Below are 20,066 nucleotides of genomic sequence, written 5' to 3' on the forward strand. Positions count from 1 at the left end.
TCACCCGAAAAGGATCTTCTCTCTCCCCTCACCCTTCCACTTCAGTGCCGAGATAGGCCTTTTGGACCTCCTCACACTCCATGGCCTCTGCCGGAGGGCCGTCCGCGATCTTCCGGCCGAAGTTGAGAACGATCACCCGGTTGGCCACCCTGAAAAGTTCTTTGAGTCGATGCTCGACCATCACAATGGTCAGTCCTTCCCTGTTGAATTTTTCGATCAAGGGAAGGGTGGCCGCCACCTCGGACATGGCCATCCCTGAGAAGAGTTCATCGAGGATCAACAGCTCCGGACGAAGGGCCAGGCATCGGGCAAGGTCGAGCCGTTTCAGATAGCCGTGGGGAAGGCTTCCAGCGGTCTTGTAAGGAACGGCGGAGTCCCGTTCGAAGCCGAGGTCATCGAGGAGGTCGATCGCCACATCGTCCCTTTCTCCGTACCTCCCGCCTCCCAGCCTCTTCACCCTCGGGGAGTAAAGGGGGACGATGAGGTTCTTGAAGGCCGCAAGTTTATGAAAGGCCCGAACCATCTGGAAGCTCCTCGAGATCCCGAGATTGGCGATCCGGTAGGGGGCCTTCCCCGTGATATCGACCCCTTTGAAGATTACCCGACCGGAGGTCGGCTTTACGAATCCGGTGATGAGGTTGATCAAGGTGGTCTTCCCCGATCCGTTGGGGCCGATGATCCCCAAGAATTCGCCCCTCTTCAAGGTGAAACTGACGTCCTCAACGGCCACCACGCCGCCGAAGTTCTTGGTCAGGTTTTCAACCTTCAAGAGGAGATCGTCCTGCATCTATACCCTCACATCCCTCTCAAACTGGTGATACTTCCTCTCGATATAGTGGAAGAGCCCCTCGGGGATGAGAACGAGTGCGGCGATCAAGATGGCCCCATAAAGGGCCATCCTCAACCCTCCCAAGGCTCGGAGGGCCTCTGAAAGGGGGACCAAGATGAATGTCCCCAGGGTGGCCCCGGCAAAGCTCCCCGGTCCTCCCAAGACCGCACTCGCCAAGGGAAGGACCGTATAATCGAGGGCGAAGACCGACCGACCGACAAACTGGTAGTAGTGGGTCATCAGGGCCCCCGCAAAACAACCCACCAGTCCGGCAATGAAGATGGCCGATGCCTTGTACCAGTAGATGTTGATCCCCCCGGCCATCACCACCCGGTCATCCTCCCGGATGCCCCTCAGGACCATCCCGTAATCTTCGTTGATCAGTTTGCGGAACCCGAAGAGGCACAAGATGACACCAATGGCCCCTAAATACATGGCGAAGAGGCTTCCCGGAAAAGGGGTCAGGGAGAGCAGTCCATGGGTCCCCCCCAAGATATCGAGGGTCTCGATGAGGTGGGCAAAGAGGAGGGGCAGAATCAGGGTCACCATGGAGAAGTAGACGCCCCTCAACCTCAGGACCGAGACGAGCAGGAGGGTGCAAAGGAGGGCCCCTCCGAGGGTGGCCACTGGGATGGTCAAAAGGAGGCTCATCTTGAAATAATGGTTCAACCCTCCGCTAATATAGGCCCCCACCCCAAAGAAGAGCGCCTGGCCCAATGAGACCAGTCCCACGGAGGCCATCAAATCCCAGCTCAAAGCCAGAAGGGCAAACATGCAAGAGTAGAAGAAGACCTTCTCCCAGTACCCTCCCTTCACCAGAAGAGGAAGGACGAGCAGAAGGAGGACCGGCAGGAGGCGGGGGAGAAACAGATAGGTCATATCCCGGAGCGAGGCGAGGACATAGATCGTATCCGTCCTCGCCTTGATCCCCCGATCGATTCGCTCCCTCCGATATCGGACCGCTTCCGCCATCTCAGACCCTCTCCTCTAATTCTTTATACTTTCCGAAGAGACCGGAAGGCTTCACCGCGAGGATGATGACGATGGCCCCCAAGGTGACGACCGTCAGCCATTGGGCCTTGAAGAAGGTCGCCACCAAAATCTGACAGAAGCCGAGGATGAAACTGGCAACCACGATCCCAGGGACGCTCTCCAGCCCGCCTACAATCCCCACGGCCAGGGCATAGATGAGGATGTCGTATCCCACCTCTGTGTCGATCGAACCCAGGGGGAGGATGGCGAGCCCGGCCACCACGGCCAGGGCCGAGCCGAAGGCGAGGCTGAGGGCTCCGGTCCAGTCCGAATCGATCCCGAGGGAGATGGCCGTCCGCTCGTTCTGGGCGATCGCCCTGAAGGAGAGGCCGATCCGGGTCCGGTGGGTGAAGAGATAGAGGAAGAGGAGGAGGGCGATGCCGATGCCCACGAGGAAGATCCTCTGGTAATCGAGCCAGACCCGGCCGATCTGGACGCTCCCTTTCACAAACTCCGGTAGGACGTAGGTGAACCCTGAAAATCCCAAATACCTCATCACCTCGATGATGACGATGGCCGCGGCCAGGGTCGCGATCACCTCGTTGATGGCCAACCCTCTCAGACGGAGCAACAACCCCCAGTAGAGGAGAAAGCCGAGAAACCCCACGAGGAGGATGGAGAGGAGGGCGGAAAGGAGATAGGGGAGTCCCACCTGGTTGAGAAAGACCCAGGTGAGAATCCCCCCTAAGAGATAGAAGGCGCCGTGGGCAAAGTTGGGCACGCCGCTGATGCCAAAGGTGAGGCTGAACCCGATGGCCATCAGGGCCAGGGTGACGCTGTTGGTGATGCCGTAGATGAAAATTTCCATCTTCTCGGATCGTCACTTCATCCAAGGAGCCAGCTCGATCTTGGCCTCGGCGACGAGCTCCGGAAAGACCGGAACCATCTTGCCCGCCCTCCACTGGTAGGCCACGATGATGGAAGCCTCCTTCGGATTTCCATCGAAGATCTGATTGTGGGTGGCCTTGTCGAATCGGATCCTGCCTGAAATGCCCATCATGTCGGTTGCCTCCACCGCCGCGACAAATTTATCCGGATCCTTCGAGGGGACAAACCCTGCCCGTTCGATGGCCTCCTTCAGGATGTAGACCGCGTCATAGGCGGAGGAGACGACTCGAGGATCGTCCATGGCAGGATACTTTCGATCTGCCCATTTCTTATGAAAATAGGCTGACTGGGGCAAGGCCTTCACCGGTGCGGCAGTGCCACCTGGGAAGGGCAGGACGATGACGTAATCGAGGTCTTCTCCATAGGTTGCCCAGGCTTTCGGCGAGGTGACCACGGCGAAATCGAGGAAGAGCATGGTGGGGATCCTCATCGACTTCCACTGCTTGAAGCAGACCGGAAGGGTGGGCATATCCCCCACCACATAGAGCATCTGGGCCCCTGACCCCCTCGCCTTGCCCAGGATGGGTGAAAAATCATTGGTGCCCACGGGGACGAGCTCCATCCCGGTCATCTTCCATCCCATCCCCTCCAGTCGGGTCTTCAGGGTCTCGGCCGTGGCCTTCGCCCAGAGGGTGTCCTGGACGATGGCAAAGATCTTGTCGTGGCCGAACTGTTTTCGAAGGGCGTCGATCGTCATAGCCGCGGTCGTCCCCACATAGATCGAGTTGGTCGTGGCCCGGAACCAGTATTTATATTTCTCCGGGTCTCCCTTATAGATCTCGATCAACCGGGGGGTCTGGGCGATCGTCTGTAACGTGATCATCTTGTACTTGGCGATGAGGTCCATAGTGGCCACCATCGCCTCGGACCGGAAGGGGGCCACGATTAAGGCATCGGGTTTCTCGTCGGTGATCAGCTTGTCCACGGCCATCAGGGCGGAATGGACAGGGGTGCCCGGCTCGCCACATCTCGTATCCGCGGTCACCAACTTCAGTGGCCGCTTCACCTTTTCATCCTTGATGGGAATGCCCCCTGCACTGTTGATCTCATCAATGGCCATCTCGACCGCAAGTTTGGCGGACTTGACGAGCGGCTGGAAAAAGGACGATGGCATCCCGAGGACGATCGGCTTTCCCTGTCCGAGGGCCGTTGAATAGAAAAACAGAATGGAAAGAAGGCCGAGCGCAAAAGCACAAAAACCCTTTCGAAAAAGCACATTTTTCATCTCCTCCCACCTCCTTTGAAATGATTGGTTCGATTGGGGATCCGAGATCCCCTTTAACCCCCTCCCACCTTCTCGTGGACGGTGGAGCATCTTTTACCAATTTAAGAAGGACTTGTCAATATCAGGTGTAGTTGTAAAATCCTCTCCCGGTCTTTCGGCCGAGAAGGCCTGCCCGGACCATCTTTCGAAGAAGGGGACAGGGCCGATACTTCGAATCGCCCAGCTCCTGGTAGAGATTCTCCTGAACCATCAGAAGGGTGTCGAGTCCGATCAAGTCCGCCAAGGCCAGGGGTCCCATGGGGTGATTCACGCCGAGTACCATGGCCCGGTCGATGTCCTCTGCAGAGGCAATCCCCTCTTGAAGAACGAAGATCGCTTCGTTGATCATGGGGACGAAGATCCGGTTTACGACAAACCCCGGCGCCTCGTTGACCAAGATGGGGGTCTTCCCCAACCTCTCGGCCAGGCTTTTTATCACCTGATAGGTCTCCTCGGAGGTGGCCTGTCCTTTAATGATCTCCACCAGCTTCATGGCCGGGACAGGATTGAAGAAGTGCATTCCAATCACCTTCTCGGGCCTACGGGTCACTGAGGCGATCTCGGTGATGGAAAGTCCCGAGGTGTTGGAGGCCAGGATCGTCTCTTGGGCACAAAGCTGATCGAGTTCCTTGTAGACCTCCTTCTTGAGATCCATATTTTCGACCACCGCCTCGATCACCACCTCTGCCCTCTTGACCGCCTCCACGAGGTCGAGGGTCCCGTTGATCCTGGACAGGAGGGCCTCGGCTTGCCCGGTGGTCATCTTGCCTTTGCTTTGGGCCCTTTCGAGGTTCTTCCTGATCTGCTCGAGGCCCTTTTGAACAAACCGGGCCTCGATATCCCTCATCGAGACCTCAAAACCGGCCTCTGCACAGACCTGGGCGATCCCCGATCCCATCAGCCCCGCACCCAACACGCATATCTTTTTGATTTCCATGGTCACCCCCCTTTCCTGAGATCCCCCAACAATTTCTTACCCTCCCTCATAGACAATTCCTGCGTACCCGACGAAGCTCTCGTCTGGCAGGATGTCATAACTGGTGTAATAATCGATCAGCCGTCCCTTAACGGAACCCAGATATTTGCACGTGGCGATGGCAGAGGCCGCTGCGCCTGCGCTGCAGGCGCTGTCCTGCTCGTTGGCATGTGCGATCAGTCCTTCGGCGTCCATCTTCAAGGCGAAATCGATGAACTTCCGATCGTTCTCCTCCCTCACCCACCGAAGGGCTGAAGGACCGGTTCCCCGGCTCACAAACCCATAATTGGGGCCATAATGGGTAAGGTCTGTCGAGCCGACGGCCAGGAGGCTTAACCCCTTTTGCTTCGATATCCTCCCAACCTCCTCCCCCAGGGCGATCGCTTGGAGGGAGGAGGGCGACCGGATGGTCAGAAGTTTTGAGTTGGGGAAGAAGTACCGGAGCATCGGAAGATGAATCTCGAGGGTGTTGTCGCCGCTTGCAGGGCTCTCCGGCTTCAGATCGATCCTCCGGCCAAGCTCCTTCGATACCTCCGTGTCGATCTCCATCGGACCGAAGGGCGTCTCCCACTGGTTCTCCATCACCATCCTTGGAAGGTCATCCGGGCCGAGATGACCTCCGTAGAGGACGATGAGATCGACCTTCCCCGCGGACTGTTTGAGGAGATGGAAGACCCTCGCGGCCAACTTCCCTGAAAAATACCAGCCGGCGTGGGGGACCATCCCTCCCTTCAGACCTTTCAATCCAGAAGGAGGCGACCATCCTTCCAAAAACGATTCGATCTCCCTCTGGCATTCCCTCTTTTCAACCGGATACCAACCCCTCGGTAAATTTCTCCTCCGGATGTTCATCGAAACCCCCTTGCTTTAGGCACGGTCCCCCGAACCGTTTGAAAAGAACGTCTTGTGACTTATCCCTCGGATTGGGTCCCTAAATCCTCTCCAATGTTGGCATACCCAGGAGCCGGAGGGTATTGGCCATCACAATCTGGAAGGCCTTCACCAAGGAGAGACGGAAGGCCCGGAGATTTTGGTCCTGAAGATGGATGAAAGGGGTCTGGATTTCAGCCCCTGGATCGGGATGTTCATAAAAATTCGTAAAGGCGGTGGCGAGGTCGAAGGCATATTCCGCCAGATTCGAGACCCTGAGGGTCCGGCCCGTTCGATGGACGACCGAAGGAAAGATCGATAACACCTCCACCAGATTTCTCTCCGTCTCGGTCAGAGAAGGAGGGATTGGCCTTTCCTTCCCATCGACATCGATGCCCCTCTCCTCGGCCTTCCTCAGGATGCTGCAGGCCCTGGCGTGGGCATACTCGAGATAGATCCCGGTGTCGCCTGTCGTCTTCAGAGCCTCCTCAAAATCGAAGACGATCTGGCTCTCGAGGGTGAATTTAATCAGGTAGTACCGGATGGCGGCGGAGGCGAGGGCTTCGGCAACCGTCGGCTCGAGGGGATGATCCGCCTTCTCCCACACCTTCTTCTTCACCATCTCGATGAAATCCTTGGCCTTCACGCCCATCCCGGAGCGACCCGACATGGCAACGGACTTCTTCTCCTCCACCTCTTCAACTCCCAAGAGCCTTGCGGCTTGGGCGGAGAGGTTGACCACCTCGTAGGCCAGATGGACCGACCGTTCCGCCTCTCGATGGAAGCCCATCTGGCGAAGGCACTCGATGACCACCTCCTGGGGATAACTCTGCCGTACGTCGATCACGTTGATGACCCGCTCGGCCCGTCCAAACCGTTTCGGGAGCCGATCCCCCGGGACCCCATCGGGCGCCGTCGTCCAGAGCTCCTCTCCATTGGCCTGGATTGCCCATTTTTTGTACAGGAAATCTTTTTCGAGCAGACCGAACTTCCAGAGCTGATAGGCGATGTCCTTTCCCGTGTAGGTGACGCTCCCGTTGGAGCGCACCAGGATCTTGTCGAGGCTCTTAGGACCATCGTTCGTCTCGACGATCCCGCCGAAAGGAACGACCCAGCATCCCTGATTAGGTCCTTCGGTTTCATAACGAAGGGCCCCTTTCTCCTTGAGAAGCCCGAAGGTCGCCTCCCAGAACCCCTGGCGGAGGATGTCCGATTCCCAGTTGAGAAGATCATAAAAGATGGAGAGTTTCCCGACGGTTTCAAGATGGGACTGGACAATCCGTGTGGCAAGATCCTTGGCAAAGACGGAAACGGGGGGTCTCCCTCCCTCGATCTGATGGAGCACCTCTTGCCGTCTTTCCCTCAACAGGGGGTTCCTCTCCATCTCCCCCTGAAACCGAGCATAGAGGTCCCAGCAGAAATAGTCGAGGGGCTGATCCTTCGGGACCTTTTCCCATATCGGGGTGAAATCGGGATCCTCAGGCTTGAACCAAGGGGGGTCGAGATAGAGCAGGGCTGTGACCACATCGACCACCTGTACCCCGGTATCGTCGATATAATTACAGACCTCGGTCTCGAAACCGAGCCACCTTAAAACTCGGGCTACGGTGTCGCCCAGAACCGCATTCCGGAGGTGGCCGATATGCATCGCCTTGTTGGGATTGACGCTCGTGTGTTCGATGAAGACCTTTGCGGATTCGACCGGGGAAGGCCGACCGTACCGATCGGCCTTCTCAAAGATTTGTGGGAGAAGATGACCGGCAACCGCGGACCAATCGACCTTGAAATTGATATAACCCGGTGGGGTGATGCTCACCTCACGGAGATAAGGGGGGAGGTGGGGCTTGAGGGCCTCGGCCAGTTCTTTGGCGATCTCCATCGGAGGGCGTCGCCTTTCTTTAGCGAGGAGAAGGCAGATGGCACTCGAGTAGTCTCCCATCTCCTTCTGGGGCGGAACATTGAGGGGAACCTCTCTCAAGCCGGTCACCCTCTTAAGGATCTCTCCAACCTCCTCTTTGATCATCCTCTGACCCCTCCATCGCGTTGACCAATTATGGTGAAGGATCGATGAAAAAGTCAAGCAGGAACCGGGCCTTAAACCGCCTCAAAAATTGACAGACCGAGAAACAGAAAGATATAATCGATTGGATCGCAAACGACCGAAACCCTTCGCAAGAACCTTTAAACGACCAGATGGACCCGAGGTCATGAAAGATGGGCTTCCTTGATCTCCACGGCCCCCCCACCATCGAGACCCTCCCCAGGATTCTTCAGACCTTACCCCTCGAGGTCCAAAGAATCTATCCCGACTCGTTTCGGGCTCGAAAAGGCCTCCTTTACGGAATGATCCGAACAGGGCGCGGGAAGAAACTCCTCGTCTTTGGAAAGAAGGAGGACCTCCGAAAGGACCCCTTCGTGGGAGAGGTCTTCGAAGACTCCCCCTCGGTGAAGATCTGCGAGCAATCCCTCGAAAATGTCCCCGTCCTGATGGAGCTCTTCCCTTTTACCCGGCCTGTCCCTGTTCTTGGGGCGAAGGCCACCATCGGAACGGGAGACCGTCTCGGTTTGGCCACGCCAGGCCATATCCGGGCGATCCGAAAATTTAACGTCCGGCCCGTTTTGGCCCAGCAATCGAGTCGCGAAAATGGCCAAACCGGAAGGACATTCGAAGCGGTGATCGCCGATGCGGCCTGGTCGGTCTTTCAGGAGGGTTATGAAGAGGGCTATGGCGCGGATGCCGACCATCTGAAATCGCTTGACGAGGTGAAACAGGCCTTGAGGTCGGGCATCACCATGATCACCCTCGATCCCACAGACTTGCTGGCCATCGAGACCCTCTCGCTTCCCACGAGGATCATCGAGCGAAGGTTCAAGGAGGTGATCGACCCTGGCGATGCAGACGTGCTCTTCCACCTCTTCCTCGACAAAGAGTTTCGATTCAGCGGAGAGCGCGGCGATCTCTCCATCCGGTTCTCAGAAGAAGAGGTGAAACGTTATGCCCTCTATTTTCATCCAGCCCTCCATTTCACCGAAGAGGCCTACCAACTGATTGAGCGACACACCGGGAAAAGACCTCTCATCGACCTCGAATGGTCCATCGATGAATCGCCCCTGACAACCTCTCCGGCTGCCCACCTCTTCCTGGTCGTCGCCCTCCACCATCGGGGGGTTCGGATAAGCTCCTTCGCCCCCCGCCTTGTCGGGGACTTCCAAAAAGGGATCGATTATCTTGGAGACCTCTCCGCTTTCAGAGATCTCCTCTACCAACACCATCTCATCAGTCAGCATTATGGGACCTATAAACTCTCTCTCCACTCCGGAAGCGATAAGTTTTCGATCTTGCCCATCCTCGGTCAAACCACCCAGGGAAGGTTCCATCTCAAGACCTCAGGGACGAGCTGGCTCGAGGCGGTTCGGCTCATCAGCCAGAGGGATCCCTCCCTCTTCAGGGAGATGTACCTGAACGCCCTATCCGGCTTCCCAGGGGCCTCAAGCCAATATCCCTCGACTCCCGAGCTACCGGACCTTCCGCATCCGGATAGCCTGGCCGATTCGGACCTCCCTTTTCTCCTCGATCATCCTCCCTTGAGACAACTTTTCCACATCACCTACGGCCTCCTGTTAAAGAGTCAACTACGGGACCGCATCTATCAGAGAACCTTTCAAGATGAGGAAGCCTATGCCTCGCTCCTCGAGGAGCACATCGGAAATCATCTCTTCCACCTCGGGGCCGAAAGGAGAGAAACGGGATGAAGGCATTGACCCAGGAGAATCTCCAAGAAATCCTTCAATCGGATCGACCCCAAAATCTCTCGTTCCGTGAAAGCCCGCCCATTCCGGACGACCACGTCGCTCATCTCCTTGCCCTCATCCAGAGGGGACAAACGGCCCTGGCCGCGGATCACCTCCTCTTCCCGGAGATCAACGGAAGGTTGTCCGAAACCGTAGGAGGCCTCATCCAAAAACTGAACCTTCTCTTCTACCAGTCAAAACTCTCTCCCCGGGAGACCCAAAAGACCCTAAAACAAAAGGTCCATTTCAGGCAGCATGCCTATGAAGTCCTCCTTGAGATGGCCTTGAACTTCTTCGGCCTGGAAAGTCGCTGGCTCGACGAAAGGGAAAAAACGGAATCGGTCGGATTCATTCTCAACACGTTGGGAGCCTGGGAAGACTTGGAGAGGGAGGAGGGTTCGGTCTCGGTCGCCAAGGCGGTGATCCACCAATGGCTTCTTAAAATGAAGAGGGTTCAGAGGGGCGGTAGCATGGTGGCGAAAACCGCCTCCCGAATGGAAGAGAAGATCGACTGGAACGGTCCCCTCTTCCGTCAACTCTTGACCCTGGCGCAGAGGGAAATCCAGCAAAACCCTTATTACCAGATGGTCAACAACGGGCTCTGCAGGTTCGGCAATGACTACGCCCTCGGTCTGAGATGGCTTAGGCATTTGGGATTTGAGCAGGTCTCCACCAATCCTGTGCTCGCCGCCAGGGCCTATCAAGACGAACCGGGCCTGACCGACCTCCTGTTGGCGGAGGTGAGAGGTTGTCCGGAGGGAAGGCGCTGGTTGTCCCAACCTCGCCGTTACGGAGAGGACATCGCTCTCTACGCCACCCTCCTCTGCCTCTGGGAAAACCTCTACGTCTTCCGTCCCCTCTTCTTCAATCTTCGCGAGACCTCCGGAGGCGGGGTGGTCAGTTTCCAGCTCAATCCCAACGTTGCCCACCAGGTCGAGGAGAGCTTGAGGGATGTCTTCAAGGCATTCTCCCTCGCCTCCGAAAGATTGGCCCTCTACGATCAATACCTTCTGGCGGGGTACCGGATAGACGGCTGGAAAGGGAGGCCCAATCTGGTCATCAAGGTGGCTGCCACCACCGGGGCCGCCCGGGCGATCACTCGCATGATCAACGCCTTTGGCTTTGGATCCAACATTACGGTCGATTTCAGCGTAAGCCAGGAGGCCACCCTCCTCCTCGAGGAGATGGAGGGGATGGCCGAGGCCCTTAAAAAGGGGATCCAACCCACCCAGGTCTATGTGACCAATATGGGCGGACGGCTCGAGAGCCACCTGAGAGAGATCAAACTGGAGGAGCTCTTCCGCGATTTAAAAGAGGCCGTGGGCGAAGAGGAGGCCCTTCGGAGGGTCCTGAAACTCTCCGAGGCCAATGGGACGAAGGAAAAAGTGGCTCAAGGGAGGACCTACGAAGAGAAGGTGATCGCCGCCACCCGGTATGCAAACGGACAGAGGACGATCGACGATCCCATCTATGAGGCCCTCGCACCGATCGCAACCAAAGAGACCCTCCGATCCCTCGAGGAGGCCATCGCAACGGCAGGCACGCTGGTGGCCAGAAGGGTCTGGTTCATCTTCTTTTCGGAACAGAATCGGGAACGCTGGATCGCCTATCTGTCCAAGAAGAAAGGCCTCACCCAAAACCAGGCCCGGCAGATCATGGATCGGATTTATTATCTCCCTGCTTCGAAAAGGAAACCCTTCGACACCCTCTGGACCCTCTCCTCCCGGAATCTCGTCCATACGGAATTTCCGGACCATCAGGAGAACGTGAGAAGGATGGCCGAAGACCCCCATGTCGACCTGATGGAATACCGGGAGTCTATCGCGGACAACATGCCGGCCGGCATCCTCGATGAGCTCAGTCGGATCGAAGACTTCAGAAAGGCCTTCGAACTTAACCGGGAACTGGCGAAGGTCTTCGAAGAGGCTGGCCTCTGCGGAGACTTCGGCCTCGGCGGGCTCGACCCTTCGGAATGGCCGACCTTTGGACCGGTCGTCAAAACCCTCTTTGAATTCAAAAAGGCCTATGATACATTTAAAGAGGAGGTCTCCTGCCTCGTCAAAGGGGCGGGCCGGGAAGGTGGTCGATGCAAGAGGAAAGGAAAACGATGAGTCGAAAGGTTCCGTTCAAGATTGCCATCTGCAACGAACTCTTTCAGGGATGGCCCATCGAAAAGGTCTTCGAATACGCCTCAAAGACGGGGTACGACGGCGTGGAGATCTCTCCCTTCACCCTTGCCGATTCGGTCACCGAGATCTCTCCCAAGCGAAGGAATGCCATCCGGCGTGCGGCCGAAGAGAATGGCGTCGAGATCGTCGGCCTTCATTGGCTGTTGGTCAAGCCCGAAGGCCTTTACATCAACCATCCGGATGAGTTCATCCGGATTCGAACCCAGGAGTACATGGAGGCCCTCATCCACTTCTGCGCCGACATCGGCGGCAAGGTCCTGGTCCACGGATCCCCCCACCAGAGGACGATCCAACCAGGGTGGAATATAAAGGATTCCTGGGATTATGCGGCCGAAACCTTTCGCGTCGTTCTCAAAACCGCCCGACAGCGGAACGTCTTCTACTGTCTTGAACCCCTCTCCCCGCAGCAGACCAACTTCATCAATACCATCGAGGACGCCCTCCGGTTCGTGAGGGAGCTCCGGCACCCCAATTTCAAGATCGTCTTCGACTGCCGGAGCGCGGCCTCGACCGAACGTTCCCTGACCGAGGCCCTCCGAAGGAGTATCGAATCGGGATACCTCCGCCACATCCATGTCAATGATGCCAATGGCCTGGGTCCTGGTTTCGGAGCCATCCGATTTCTGCCCCTATTGAGACTCCTCCTCCAGAAGGGATACAAAGGATACCTCTCGGTCGAGGTCTTCAACTTCGACCACGATCCCCAGACCATTGCCAGCCGAAGCCTTGGATACCTCAAAGGGATATTGGAAGCCCTGACCGAGGGTTAATCGCCTGCCAAAAGAATGAACATTTGGCATCTTCCATGACAAATTTATTCCCTCTTGGATGGCTTATTTTTTTAAAATACCAATAGTTTTAAGAAGTTTAAGAATCATTCATTGATGGTATAAAATTTGCATTTCTTATTAGGGCCCACTTAGGTGTTTCGAAAATGAGGATTACGCCAAAAAATATGGAAGAAATGGTCAAAGACCTGGCCGAAGTCCATGAATCCCATGAACTTCCCAGGATTAAGCCGAAACCTGAGCCGTTCCCTGTCCCGCCGGATCCCAAAACACCCCCATCCCAAGAGAGAGGCCCCACCCTGGAAGTTCAAAACAATCACCTCTTTCCCCTAATGCTCGAATTGATCGATCGCGTCCGGGGAAGCCTTGCTGCCATGAAAACCCTGGCCTTCTACTCCCGGGAGAATTTCAAGAACCCTGAACTGGGCGAATACTTCTATCGGGTCGTCTCGGATGACATCGAAAAGACGATCTCCCTCCTCGACTGTTTCTGTGACTACGTCAACGTGAACACGCCGGTCAAAAAATCGGATACGATTCGGAAATTGATCGAAGAAATTCTGTCGGAAAACCAGCAAGAACTGGAGGGCAAACAGATTAAGATCATTCGGAAGCAGTTCGACCCTGAATTGCCCGAGACCACCCTGACCGATGAGCAGCTGAGGTTCATCTTCAACTCGATCTTTCAGTACCTTCTCTTCTCCATCACCGAGAGAGGAAGGATCGGCATCATGACCCGATCGATCGATCCCGAGGATTGGACCGGTCAGCAGAAGGCGCTTTTACAGAAAAATCAAAAATATATTGAGGTGCTCATCGTTTTTACCCAACTGAACGTGACCAGAGAGAGCATTGACCTTCTTCCTCCACTATCCCCAGAGGACCAAGAAAAGCGAATGGATATCTTCCTCCAACTGGTGAAAAGGACCCTCGAGAAGAACCGGGGGACGATGGAGTCCCAATGGGACCCGGAAAAAAGGATGACGATCATCTCCATCGTCTTACCGATAGAAAGGCGAAATGTCTTTCAATTTTTGTCACCCCAAGACCGGTTGAAGAAGATAGAGAGAAAAGAATAAGGAGGGAACCCCCTTCCCGCGGTAAGGAGAAAGGAGTTGGCCTCGATGAAGGATTTTGACAACCATATCAGTTTTGAAAGGTGGTCGGAAATGATGGCCAGGGACATCTACGTCTATGAGGAAGATAAACCCCGATCCCTTGCTAAACTCTTTGAGATGTTTGGCGATGATTTTGAAGAGGACGAGTCCACCTTCGCCCAGGCCGATCAGAAGACCTCCTCTCGGTCAACGAAAGCTTTTTGAGAGCTCCTCGGCCACATGAATCCCACTGAGGAATTCCCCTTCCATCCCTAATTGGGGATAGTTCACCCTCCCTGAAACATAGACGCTCCTTGAGATCTTGATCGGCACGATCCCTTCCCACCATCGGAAATGGGAGGGCTTTCCGTAGATATAATGAGGATAGGACCAGCAATCGCCCTGCTCTTCGATCCACCGACGGTCGATAAACTCCAAAGAATCCTCAAGGAAGGGAAAGAGACGGTTCAAATGAGCGATCACCCCTGTCTCGAGTTCGGAAATCGGCCTCCTCCCGCTCTCATCGAAAGGCATCAGGGCTTCGGCGGTGAGGCCAATTTTCCCTTCAGGGGCTGAGGCCTCCTCTCCCAGCCGGCCCAAGCGGAGGAAGAGGAGGTTTCCTCCCTCGAGAGGTTTTTCCGGGTCAAGTAGGGAGACGAGCTGGCCTCCCATGCCAACGGGAACCACCCTTTTACGAATGCCCGCGCAAAAGGGAATGACTTTGTAGCGGGGCCGAATCCTTCCCCTCCACTTGAAAAGGAAGTCTCTCTTCTTCCCAAATAGGTTTGAGAAGGAATGGGGAGGAGTATTGATGACGAAACGTTGGCACTGGAGGGGACCCCTTCCTTCTTTCAGGTAGACCCTTACCTCCCCTCGCCACCTCACCTCCACCCTTTCGACCTCATCGGTCTCCTGGATGAGGCCTCCGTTGTGGAGAAGGGTGTGAAGGAGACCTCGCTCCACTCGGCCGAGATCCACCTGGACCCTTGGTCCCGTCTCTCCATATTCGATCAGGCGGGCAAGGAGGGGGAGCGGATAAGAATCCAAATACAGATAGCTCCGCGAGAGGGCCTGGAGTTGAAGGACGGTTTCAAATTCCTTCGAAAGAGGAGGGAGGCAATCGTCGACCCTCCTTGCCCTGAGGAATCGATCCAATGGGAAGGCCCTGTTGAAAAAGGAAGGAGGGGCAAAGGGGAACGGATCCTGCCTTCTCCGCTCTAAGGCTTCATAGAAAGCCTCGATTGGACCGAGCTCCTTGGGGAATTCTCTCTGCCATTCCTTTCGCAAAAGGGTACGATCCCGATATAGGTCGATTCGGGCCTCGGGTAAAAGGACCTGAAACGCGACGGATCTCTTCAGCCCCGCCCCTGCCTCTCGATACCCGGGTCCTTGCTCGGGGAAGGGGATTTTCCTTAACAGGTCTATGGGAATGGTTTCGTCCAAGGGGGTAGAAAAAAAAACGAACCGGTATCCCTCCCTCTCGTAGTAGGGACGGTATCGTCTCTCTTTGAGCAAGACAATCTTCCTTCCCTCCTTGGCGAGGAGGCTTGCGGCAATCAGACCGCTCAACCCGTCGCCCAAGAAGATGACATCGAAGTCGGTCCCGGGTGAAATCATGAACACCCCAAAGGCAAGGATTAGACATATTCAATGGGAGGTTCTCCTGGATCCGCTTTCACGATCTCTCCGATCAGAAAGGCCTTTTCCCCTAAGGCGCGAAGTCTTCCCAGAATCTTATCGGCCTCATCCCGGGGGACGACGAGAACCATCCCGATTCCGTTGTTGAAGGTCCGAAACATCTCCTCCTCTTCGATTTTTCCCATCGCCTTCAGAAAGGGGAAGATGGGCGGAACTTCCCATGCCCCCTTTCGCACGATCGCCTTATATCCAGGGGGGAGGATCCTCGGCAGATTTCCCGTGATCCCTCCCCCGGTGATGTGGGCTATCCCCGACACCTCAAAGGTGTCAACGAGATTTAGAATCGTCTTGACATAGATCCGGGTGGGCCGGAGCAGTTCCACCCCCAATACCTCTCCGATTTCGTCCACTCTTTGGCGGAGATCCATACGGTGATGTTCCAGAAGGATTTTCCTCACCAGAGAGTAGCCGTTGCTATGGAGACCGCTCGAGGCGATGCCGATCAACTGGTCTTCTGCGGTCACTCTCGATCCATCGATCAGACGGTCGGCTTCGGCGATACCTACGGTAAACCCCGCCAGGTCATATTCTCCCTCCTGATAAAATCCAGGCATCTCTGCGGTCTCGCCACCGATAAGGGAGCATTCCGCTTCCCGGCATCCCCGCACGATGCCGCCGACCACCTGGACCGCCTTCTCCGGATCGAGCTTCGAGGTGGCCAGGTAGTCGAGAAGGAAGAGGGGCTTGGCGCCACAGACGACGATGTCATTGACACACATGGCCACCAAATCGATGCCCACGGTATCATGTCGGTCCATCAGAAAGGCAATCTTTAACTTCGTTCCGACGCCATCGGTGGAAGAGACCAAGACGGGCCGTTTAAAGGAGGAAAGGTCGAGGGAGACGCACCCGGCAAAACCCCCGACCTTCGTCAGGACCCCAGGCCGGAAAGTCGATTCGACCATGCCTTGAATGGCCCTGACAAAGGCTTCCCCCCTCTCGATATCCACGCCCGAATCTTTGTACGTAAAGGAATCCATCTCCGTCTCCTCTCCCCTCGTTCTTGCCAATCCCACCGGTCCGTTCCATGAGGAGAAATCGCAACGGCCTCTTCCAATCTTAATCGATCAAAAATGAAATTGACAAGGCGATCCGTATCTGCTAAGGTTTAAAAAAATTCAGGAGGGGATATGACACCCAAAAACCGAACTCTTTGGTTCCTCATCCTCCTCGTCACTTTCTTAACCTTCGCCACAAGCCCTGCGCTCTCGGCGGGGGATCAGTGGAAAAGTGACGATCCGTCCACACACCAATGGAGCATGCTTGACCTCCTGGTGGCCAGGCCCATGGGCGTGTTGGGCTCGTTGGTTGGGGTGGGGCTCTTCATCACGAGCCTTCCCTTCACCATCTCCGTGGATGTGTTCTCTAAAATCCAACATCAGCCCTCCTCGGCCATCAAGGATGCGGCGACGATGTTTATCCTCGAACCGTTGAAATTCTCCTTCACTCGGGAATTTCCCGACGAAAACATGTAAGTTCCGCCCTCACCAGATTTCGCGGACCTTTTCTTCTTCTTTCAGCTTTCGATGGCAGAAAGGGCAGGGTTTCCCTTCTTTGATGAGGATTTCTTTCATCATCTCAATCAGCTCATGATCCTCTAAAATCTGTTTGACGATGTGAGGATGGGGTTTCCTGTCATATTTCCGATAAGGAAAACTGCTTTTACCACCCATGGCGATCCTCCCTTCCAGGCGTCGTGGGACCTCTTTTCTTGGACGGCCTCCGATGGCCCTGGGGGTCCTGGTTCACCCGATTAACCCTGAAAGGACCCCCCTTTTTATGTCGGAGTTCAACGCTTCCTGAAATCGATTTCACCCTTTTTGAAACCCTCTCATCTTATTATAACCTATGGAACAAACTCGGAGTGGCCCTGGCCAGGCCTCTTGGGGCTTAAACCGCTCCCAGCACAAACCGTCCCATCATTCTGGATCTGCCATAGGATGAAGAGGGAAGGACTACTGGGTCAGGGTATAGAGAAAGTCTTTCAAGCGTTGCAAATGGTCAGGAGAGATGTCCACAAACTTTAACCCGGTTCGGTAATCGCCCCAGTCCTTCTCGAGATGAAGATCGATCCACACAACCTCCCCGATTATCTCCACCACATTCATGTGGGCCCCGTAATGAAAAAAGAGCTTTAAGGCGAGTTGTTGCCCGATCTTCATCTTCTCGGGGAGGTAGACCAACAATCCTCCCTCGCTCGCATTGAGGGCCCGTCCCGTCCGGGTCGATGAGGAATTGAGGGTTTGATATTCGATCGGAAGATCGATGGAAAACCGGGGATACTTCCTCCTCTCAAGATTCGCAATCCCAATCCGCCCCTTCCCTTCCTGTTTCTCACCTGCCCCCGCCTCCATCCCTAACCCCTTCTTTTTGTCATGCCTCCTCAAGGGCATGATGGTTCTCTAAAAGTTCTCTCAATTTTTGGTAGTCGCTGTTTTGCATCCGAAGAAACTTCAACCCGTATTTGTAACCCTTCCAATCTTCCTCCCAATGGAGGTCCTTCCAGACGATCTCGGCCAAGACCTCGAAATTGGCCAGTTCAAACCCTTTGGGAAAAAGGACGGCGACGTTCAATTTCGTGCCAATCGATAGGTTTTTCACCGATTGAATGAGCAGGCCCAATTCGCTCGCATTGAGGGTTAGCCCTCCGTAAAGGGAGGGGCCCTGGGTCATCTGGTATTCGAGGGGTAAATGGAGAGGCCTTCGTTTCGCTTTCCGGCGATCCCTCACACCTTTCAATCCTTCCACGGAATGCCTCCGATCATCTAAAGGGGTTTCCATACCATGCCCTTCTCTGCAGGGTCGATATCGGTAAAATGTTTCGGACAAAAATGGACCATGGGACAAGGGGAACACAACGGCTGGGTGGGCAAACAGAAACCTTCTGGGGCACCGATTCGTTTCAACGGGTCCTCGATCTTCAAAGGGTCTTCTGGAAAAACAATCCGGGCGAAGGCCTGGATCTTCTTGTCTCCCATCGAACCCTTCCCTTGGTATAGGTCAAAGAGTGGATGGACCACGCCTAATCGGGCGGCCACGCGAAAGAGCCCCTCTTGAACATCAACCTCCAGATCCGAAATATCCGGGACGATTTCGGGAGCTTCGTCATGGAGGAGCCGGATGACCCAACGGCTGTTCGAACCCGTCATATGGGGAATGGTGCGGATCAGACGATCCAGGTCCGTGGTCTTCCATCCTTCCCTTTCCAAGATCCGATTGGCCACCTCCTTAAGCCTGGGGATGGCTCGAATATAGAGTTCTCTCCACACCTCCGGTGGAAAGAAGAGGTCTCCCTGCAGAACAGGGATGTCTTTTTCTGAAATCTCCTCTTGAAGGGTCGGTGGGAAGACCTTTTGAGTATTATCGAGAGCCACCGAGGTGAGATGGGATTGGTTGAAGCGTGCGTAGATCAAGGCGGCCAAGAGAAACCCTCGGATCTGGCCCCGATCCTTCTCTCTTGGAAGAGTTCGGTACCACGAAAGGAACGGATCTTTGGAACGTGGATCCATCTCCTCAACGGTCCGACGAAAGGCCTCGAGCCAGGGATAGGTCGATGATTCTCCGGGTTCGAGAAGCTTAAGGTCAGAGAGGCTTTCGGCGCTCCCCTTTCCATCGATCCTGACCGGGGTCTGGAAAGGTCCCTCCATCTCTTCTTCGGTCACATCCAGGCGAAGCTCTTCTTTTTGATGCCCTTCCAACCGACCGGAATCCTCCCTGGGAATCGGTCCCTCCCCAGGGGATTCGACGAGGATCTCCTCCTCCCGTCGATCTTGGCTTGGAGCGGAATAGAGGTCTTCCTTCTTTTCCTCTTCGCTCCATTCGGCCTGGAAGATGTCCGGCCCCATTTCCGAGACCTCCTTCGCCTCCTCAACCCCTTTCTCTCGATCCTCTTGGGCGGCCATCGGTTTAGGGATCGTGAATGGCACCTCGACCCAGTCCCTCCTCTTTCGAGAATCCTTCACGGAGAGAAGGCTTCCCGAAGCGGTCTTGAAGGCCAGACCAAATGTCTTGACCGGAAGATCTCTTTCGAAAAGGGCTTTAAACGGCGCCGAGGCGTTCAAAGGTAGGGGGTCAAAGGGAAGCGGGATCTCTTCGAATGCGAGCAGCTCGTGATGTTCATCCAGGGCTTGGATCAGCGCCCAAACCTCGTTCAGTTCTTTGGGAGAAATGTTCTTGACCTTCCCGAGGACTTGCCAGTAGCCCTCGGAGGTCCTTCGGACCATCGCCGATTCGAGCGCCAAGGCGCCATTCCCTTCGGGGTGGGGCTCAAGAGCGATAGGGCATAGGGACCGCCGCCTCTCGATAGAAACGGAAGCCCCGAATTGCTCGAGAGCCTTGGCCAGTCGCTCAGCCTTTTTAAAAGGGATGTCTTTTTTAATAACGATCGGGCTACGTTGCGCGATGTTGATTAACTGTTGAAGAGGGAGTCCGTATTTTTCCGAAAATCGACTGCAGAAAGAGAGTCTCTCCTCTTCTGAGTTCTGCCCGATCCCCTCAAGAATCACCCGATAGAGCTTCTCTTCCATTTTTTCGGTTCTCTCACTTCATCTGATGGCCTCTTGGACAAACCGTCCCTAAAAGCTACGCGATCTTCGGGATGGAGAAGACAATCCTTAATTCTATTAATTTTTAAAAAAAGTCAA

19 protein-coding genes are annotated in these 20,066 nt (G+C 55.4%); 6 read left to right on the plus strand and 13 right to left on the minus strand.

From position 1 onward, the window contains the following. Nucleotides 1–28: 28 nt before the first annotated feature. From N3G78_01000 to N3G78_01030, 7 genes are all read right to left on the minus strand, one after another. Nucleotides 29–787, minus strand: coding sequence for an ABC transporter ATP-binding protein (locus N3G78_01000; GenBank protein MCX8116491.1), 759 nt, complete (start codon nt 785–787; stop codon nt 29–31). Next, the gene (locus N3G78_01005) at nt 788–1,801 is read right to left on the minus strand and encodes a branched-chain amino acid ABC transporter permease (GenBank protein ID MCX8116492.1); all 1,014 of its coding nucleotides are present in this window, start codon (nt 1,799–1,801) and stop codon (nt 788–790) included. Between the two features lies 1 nt (nt 1,802). Beyond that, nucleotides 1,803–2,669 (minus strand): branched-chain amino acid ABC transporter permease, encoded by an 867-nt coding sequence (locus N3G78_01010; GenBank protein ID MCX8116493.1) that lies wholly within the window; start codon nt 2,667–2,669, stop codon nt 1,803–1,805. A gap of 12 nt (nt 2,670–2,681) precedes the next feature. Further along, entirely contained in the window at nt 2,682–3,974 is a 1,293-nt protein-coding gene (locus N3G78_01015) for an ABC transporter substrate-binding protein (protein ID MCX8116494.1), read from the minus strand. 121 nt (nt 3,975–4,095) lie between these two features. Next, the gene (locus N3G78_01020) at nt 4,096–4,944 is read right to left on the minus strand and encodes a 3-hydroxybutyryl-CoA dehydrogenase (protein ID MCX8116495.1); all 849 of its coding nucleotides are present in this window, start codon (nt 4,942–4,944) and stop codon (nt 4,096–4,098) included. Nucleotides 4,945–4,986: 42 nt separating this feature from the next. Further along, on the minus strand, nt 4,987–5,841 hold the full coding sequence (gene amrB / locus N3G78_01025; protein ID MCX8116496.1) for an AmmeMemoRadiSam system protein B: 855 nt from the start codon (nt 5,839–5,841) through the stop codon (nt 4,987–4,989). Nucleotides 5,842–5,920: 79 nt separating this feature from the next. Continuing rightward, nucleotides 5,921–7,882, minus strand: coding sequence for an arginine--tRNA ligase (locus tag N3G78_01030; protein ID MCX8116497.1), 1,962 nt, complete (start codon nt 7,880–7,882; stop codon nt 5,921–5,923). A 191-nt stretch (nt 7,883–8,073) separates the two neighbouring features. On the opposite strand from N3G78_01030, the gene N3G78_01035 reads away from it, so the two are divergent. The 5 genes from N3G78_01035 (at nt 8,074) to N3G78_01055 (ending at nt 13,950) form a co-directional block, all read left to right on the plus strand. Beyond that, complete coding sequence (locus N3G78_01035) at nt 8,074–9,612, plus strand: tagaturonate epimerase family protein (protein MCX8116498.1); 1,539 nt, start codon at nt 8,074–8,076, stop codon at nt 9,610–9,612. Beyond that, entirely contained in the window at nt 9,609–11,762 is a 2,154-nt protein-coding gene (locus tag N3G78_01040; protein ID MCX8116499.1) for a hypothetical protein, read from the plus strand. Before N3G78_01035 ends, N3G78_01040 begins: the two co-directional genes overlap by 4 nt. Next, nucleotides 11,759–12,610 carry a sugar phosphate isomerase/epimerase gene (locus tag N3G78_01045; GenBank protein ID MCX8116500.1) on the plus strand — a complete coding sequence of 284 codons (852 nt, stop codon included), beginning with the start codon at nt 11,759–11,761 and terminating at the stop codon, nt 12,608–12,610. The genes N3G78_01040 and N3G78_01045 overlap by 4 nt, the downstream gene beginning before the upstream one ends. Before the next feature lie 350 nt (nt 12,611–12,960). Continuing rightward, nucleotides 12,961–13,707 (plus strand): hypothetical protein, encoded by a 747-nt coding sequence (locus tag N3G78_01050; GenBank protein MCX8116501.1) that lies wholly within the window; start codon nt 12,961–12,963, stop codon nt 13,705–13,707. 45 nt (nt 13,708–13,752) lie between these two features. Next, complete coding sequence (locus N3G78_01055; protein ID MCX8116502.1) at nt 13,753–13,950, plus strand: hypothetical protein; 198 nt, start codon at nt 13,753–13,755, stop codon at nt 13,948–13,950. Here the strand turns inward: N3G78_01055 and N3G78_01060 are convergent. Together N3G78_01060 and purM are read right to left on the minus strand one after the other, a co-directional pair. Then, the gene (locus N3G78_01060; GenBank protein ID MCX8116503.1) at nt 13,933–15,342 is read right to left on the minus strand and encodes a hypothetical protein; all 1,410 of its coding nucleotides are present in this window, start codon (nt 15,340–15,342) and stop codon (nt 13,933–13,935) included. The two genes, N3G78_01055 and N3G78_01060, sit on opposite strands and share 18 nt — an antisense overlap. 20 nt (nt 15,343–15,362) lie before the next feature. After that, nucleotides 15,363–16,403 carry a phosphoribosylformylglycinamidine cyclo-ligase gene (purM, locus tag N3G78_01065; GenBank protein MCX8116504.1) on the minus strand — a complete coding sequence of 347 codons (1,041 nt, stop codon included), beginning with the start codon at nt 16,401–16,403 and terminating at the stop codon, nt 15,363–15,365. Nucleotides 16,404–16,553: 150 nt separating this feature from the next. Between purM and N3G78_01070 the strand changes: the two genes are divergently transcribed. Further along, on the plus strand, nt 16,554–16,898 hold the full coding sequence (locus N3G78_01070) for a hypothetical protein (GenBank protein MCX8116505.1): 345 nt from the start codon (nt 16,554–16,556) through the stop codon (nt 16,896–16,898). A gap of 9 nt (nt 16,899–16,907) precedes the next feature. On the opposite strand, the gene N3G78_01075 is transcribed toward N3G78_01070, so the two are convergent. The 4 genes from N3G78_01075 to N3G78_01090 all read right to left on the minus strand — a co-directional run bounded on the left by N3G78_01075 (nt 16,908) and on the right by N3G78_01090 (nt 19,949). Next, the gene (locus tag N3G78_01075; GenBank protein MCX8116506.1) at nt 16,908–17,096 is read right to left on the minus strand and encodes a hypothetical protein; all 189 of its coding nucleotides are present in this window, start codon (nt 17,094–17,096) and stop codon (nt 16,908–16,910) included. Between the two features lie 282 nt (nt 17,097–17,378). Further along, on the minus strand, nt 17,379–17,777 hold the full coding sequence (locus N3G78_01080; GenBank protein ID MCX8116507.1) for a PilZ domain-containing protein: 399 nt from the start codon (nt 17,775–17,777) through the stop codon (nt 17,379–17,381). Between the two features lie 19 nt (nt 17,778–17,796). After that, on the minus strand, nt 17,797–18,171 hold the full coding sequence (locus tag N3G78_01085) for a PilZ domain-containing protein (GenBank protein ID MCX8116508.1): 375 nt from the start codon (nt 18,169–18,171) through the stop codon (nt 17,797–17,799). A gap of 17 nt (nt 18,172–18,188) precedes the next feature. After that, entirely contained in the window at nt 18,189–19,949 is a 1,761-nt protein-coding gene (locus N3G78_01090; GenBank protein MCX8116509.1) for a hypothetical protein, read from the minus strand. Nucleotides 19,950–20,066: the final 117 nt, after the last annotated feature.

The sequence above is a fragment of the Thermodesulfobacteriota bacterium genome, assembly GCA_026415035.1.
Taxonomy (GTDB): domain Bacteria; phylum Desulfobacterota; class BSN033; order BSN033; family UBA1163; genus RBG-16-49-23.

Excerpts from the sequence above, each read along its gene's own strand:
- N3G78_01000 (MCX8116491.1), bottom strand. The coding sequence starts at position 787 with ATGCAGGACGATCTCCTCTTGAAGGTTGAAAACCTGACCAAGAACTTC.
- N3G78_01005 (MCX8116492.1), bottom strand. The coding sequence starts at position 1,801 with ATGGCGGAAGCGGTCCGATATCGGAGGGAGCGAATCGATCGGGGGATC.
- N3G78_01010 (MCX8116493.1), bottom strand. The coding sequence starts at position 2,669 with ATGGAAATTTTCATCTACGGCATCACCAACAGCGTCACCCTGGCCCTG.
- N3G78_01015 (MCX8116494.1), bottom strand. The coding sequence starts at position 3,974 with ATGAAAAATGTGCTTTTTCGAAAGGGTTTTTGTGCTTTTGCGCTCGGC.
- amrB (MCX8116496.1), bottom strand. The coding sequence starts at position 5,841 with ATGAACATCCGGAGGAGAAATTTACCGAGGGGTTGGTATCCGGTTGAA.
- N3G78_01030 (MCX8116497.1), bottom strand. The coding sequence starts at position 7,882 with ATGATCAAAGAGGAGGTTGGAGAGATCCTTAAGAGGGTGACCGGCTTG.
- N3G78_01035 (MCX8116498.1), top strand. The coding sequence starts at position 8,074 with ATGGGCTTCCTTGATCTCCACGGCCCCCCCACCATCGAGACCCTCCCC.
- N3G78_01040 (MCX8116499.1), top strand. The coding sequence starts at position 9,609 with ATGAAGGCATTGACCCAGGAGAATCTCCAAGAAATCCTTCAATCGGAT.
- N3G78_01045 (MCX8116500.1), top strand. The coding sequence starts at position 11,759 with ATGAGTCGAAAGGTTCCGTTCAAGATTGCCATCTGCAACGAACTCTTT.
- N3G78_01050 (MCX8116501.1), top strand. The coding sequence starts at position 12,961 with ATGCTCGAATTGATCGATCGCGTCCGGGGAAGCCTTGCTGCCATGAAA.
- N3G78_01055 (MCX8116502.1), top strand. The coding sequence starts at position 13,753 with ATGAAGGATTTTGACAACCATATCAGTTTTGAAAGGTGGTCGGAAATG.
- N3G78_01060 (MCX8116503.1), bottom strand. The coding sequence starts at position 15,342 with ATGATTTCACCCGGGACCGACTTCGATGTCATCTTCTTGGGCGACGGG.
- purM (MCX8116504.1), bottom strand. The coding sequence starts at position 16,403 with ATGGATTCCTTTACGTACAAAGATTCGGGCGTGGATATCGAGAGGGGG.
- N3G78_01070 (MCX8116505.1), top strand. The coding sequence starts at position 16,554 with ATGACACCCAAAAACCGAACTCTTTGGTTCCTCATCCTCCTCGTCACT.
- N3G78_01075 (MCX8116506.1), bottom strand. The coding sequence starts at position 17,096 with ATGGGTGGTAAAAGCAGTTTTCCTTATCGGAAATATGACAGGAAACCC.
- N3G78_01080 (MCX8116507.1), bottom strand. The coding sequence starts at position 17,777 with ATGGAGGCGGGGGCAGGTGAGAAACAGGAAGGGAAGGGGCGGATTGGG.
- N3G78_01090 (MCX8116509.1), bottom strand. The coding sequence starts at position 19,949 with ATGGAAGAGAAGCTCTATCGGGTGATTCTTGAGGGGATCGGGCAGAAC.